At 48.8% G+C, this 3,152-nt stretch carries 1 rRNA gene; it reads right to left on the minus strand.

What is annotated here, in order from left to right:
- Nucleotides 1–118 precede the first annotated feature (118 nt).
- Nucleotides 119–3,005 (minus strand): 23S ribosomal RNA (locus CWC04_RS16135).
- Nucleotides 3,006–3,152: the final 147 nt, after the last annotated feature.

Raw genomic sequence — 3,152 nt, forward strand, 5'->3', positions numbered from 1 at the left:
AAGAGTCACCTCATAAATTTGGAAAATATCTGATAATATTTTTTAAGTCTAAGTATTTATCTACTTTAGCTATTAACTTCTGTCGCTTGTTTCTGTCACAAAACGCGTTTGGCGTTGTATGGTTAAGCCTCACGGGTAATTAGTACAAGTTAGCTTAATGGCTCACACCACTTCCACATCTTGCCTATCAACGTTGTAGTCTTCAACGGCCCTTCAGAGACTTTAAAAGTCTAGTGAGAAATCATCTCGAGGCCTGCTTCGCGCTTAGATGCTTTCAGCGCTTATCAGTTCCGAACGTAGCTACCGGGCAATGCCATTGGCATGACAACCCGAACACCAGCGGTTCGTTCACTCCGGTCCTCTCGTACTAGGAGCAACCCCTCTCAATTCTCAAACGCCCACGGCAGATAGGGACCGAACTGTCTCACGACGTTCTAAACCCAGCTCGCGTACCACTTTAAATGGCGAACAGCCATACCCTTGGGACCGACTTCAGCCCCAGGATGTGATGAGCCGACATCGAGGTGCCAAACACCGCCGTCGATATGAACTCTTGGGCGGTATCAGCCTGTTATCCCCGGAGTACCTTTTATCCGTTGAGCGATGGCCCTTCCATTCAGAACCACCGGATCACTATGACCTACTTTCGTACCTGCTCGACGTGTCTGTCTCGCAGTTAAGCTGGCTTCTACCATTACACTAACCGTACGATGTCCGACCGTACTTAGCCAACCTTCGTGCTCCTCCGTTACTCTTTGGGAGGAGACCGCCCCAGTCAAACTACCCACCAGGCACTGTCCGTAACCCCGATTCAGGGGCCAACGTTAGAACATCAAAACTACAAGGGTGGTATTTCAAGGACGACTCCACAACAACTAGCGTCGCTGCTTCAAAGTCTCCCACCTATCCTACACATGTAGGTTCAATGTTCAGTGCCAAGCTGTAGTAAAGGTTCACGGGGTCTTTCCGTCTAGCCGCGGGTACACAGCATCTTCACTGCGATTTCAATTTCACTGAGTCTCGGGTGGAGACAGCGTGGCCATGGTTACACCATTCGTGCAGGTCGGAACTTACCCGACAAGGAATTTCGCTACCTTAGGACCGTTATAGTTACGGCCGCCGTTTACCGGGGCTTCGATCAAGAGCTTCGTCCGAAAACTAACCCCATCAATTAACCTTCCGGCACCGGGCAGGTGTCACACCGTATACGTCATCTTGCGATTTTGCACAGTGCTGTGTTTTTAATAAACAGTCCCAGCCACCTGGTCACTGCGGCTCCCGTCCGCTTAGAGAGCAAGTCTCATCACAGATAGGAGCGTACCTTCTCCCGAAGTTACGGTACGATTTTGCCTAGTTCCTTCACCCGAGTTCTCTCAAGCGCCTTAGTATTCTCTACCTGACCACCTGTGTCGGTTTGGGGTACGATTCGGTATAATCTGAAGCTTAGAGGCTTTTCCTGGAAGTATGGCATCAGCAACTTCACACCCTTGGGTGCTCGTCTCGTGTCTCAGCCTAACAGCAACCCGGATTTACCTAAGTCGCTAGCCTACTCACTTTCACATGGACAACCATCGCCATGCTTGCTTAGCCTTCTCCGTCCCCCCATCGCAATTATACCAAGTACGGAAATATTAATCCGTTTCCCATCGACTACGCCTTTCGGCCTCGCCTTAGGGGTCGACTTACCCTACCCTGATTAACATGGGATAGGAACCCTTGGTCTTCCGGCGTGCGGGTTTTTCACCCGCATTATCGTTACTCATGTCAGCATTCGCACTTCTGATACGTCCAGCATACCTCCCGGTACACCTTCAACCGCTTACAGAACGCTCCCCTACCACTCATCCTAAGATGAATCCGCAGCTTCGGTGCATAGTTTAGCCCCGTTACATCTTCCGCGCAGACCGACTCGACCAGTGAGCTATTACGCTTTCTTTAAAGGATGGCTGCTTCTAAGCCAACCTCCTGGCTGTCTGGGCCTTTCCACATCGTTTCCCACTTAACTATGACTTTGGGACCTTAGCTGGCGGTCTGGGTTGTTTCCCTCTTCACGACGGACGTTAGCACCCGCCGTGTGTCTCCCGGATATTACTTTACGGTATTCGGAGTTTGCAAAGGGTTGGTAAGTCGGGATGACCCCCTAGCCTTAACAGTGCTCTACCCCCGTAAGTATTCGTCCGAGGCTCTACCTAAATAGATTTCGGGGAGAACCAGCTATCTCCCGGTTTGATTAGCCTTTCACTCCTAGCCACAGGTCATCCCCTAACTTTTCAACGTTAGTGGGTTCGGTCCTCCAGTTGATGTTACTCAACCTTCAACCTGCCCATGGCTAGATCACCGGGTTTCGGGTCTATACCTTGCAACTATTCGCCCAGTTAAGACTCGGTTTCCCTACGGCTACCCTAATCGGTTAACCTCGCTACAAAATATAAGTCGCTGACCCATTATACAAAAGGTACGCAGTCACCTAACAAGTAGGCTCCTACTGCTTGTACGTACACGGTTTCAGGTTCTATTTCACTCCCCTCACAGGGGTTCTTTTCGCCTTTCCCTCACGGTACTGGTTCACTATCGGTCAGTTGGGAGTATTTAGCCTTAGATGATGGTCCACCTATATTCAGTCAAAGTTTCACGTGCTCCGACCTACTCGATTTCACTTAAAATGTCTTTTCATGTACGGGACTATCACCCTGTATCGTGGCACTTTCCAGAGCCTTCCATTAACACATAATAAGCTTAAGGGCTGTTCCGATTTCGCTCGCCGCTACTATCGGAATCTCGGTTGATTTCTTTTCCTACGGGTACTTAGATGTTTCAGTTCTCCGCGTTCGCCTCGTTAACCTATGTATTCAGTTAACGATACCTGCAAGCAGGTGGGTTTCCCCATTCGGAAATCCTAGTCTCAAGCGCTTTTTACTAGCTTGACTAGGCTTATCGCAAGTTAATACGTCCTTCATCGCCTCCAACTGCCAAGGCATCCACCGTGTACGCTTAGTCACTTAACCATACAACCCAAACGGGTCTTTGTTATGTGACAGTTTAACTTCGCCAGAAGTTAATATTGAATACTAAAGTAGATACCAATTAATCATAAATGATTAAATTGGCACTGAATGATACTGCTATCATTCTTTTTTACTTTTGAAAACTCT

Source organism: Pseudoalteromonas sp. S2893, assembly GCF_005887105.1.
Lineage (GTDB): Bacteria > Pseudomonadota > Gammaproteobacteria > Enterobacterales > Alteromonadaceae > Pseudoalteromonas > Pseudoalteromonas atlantica.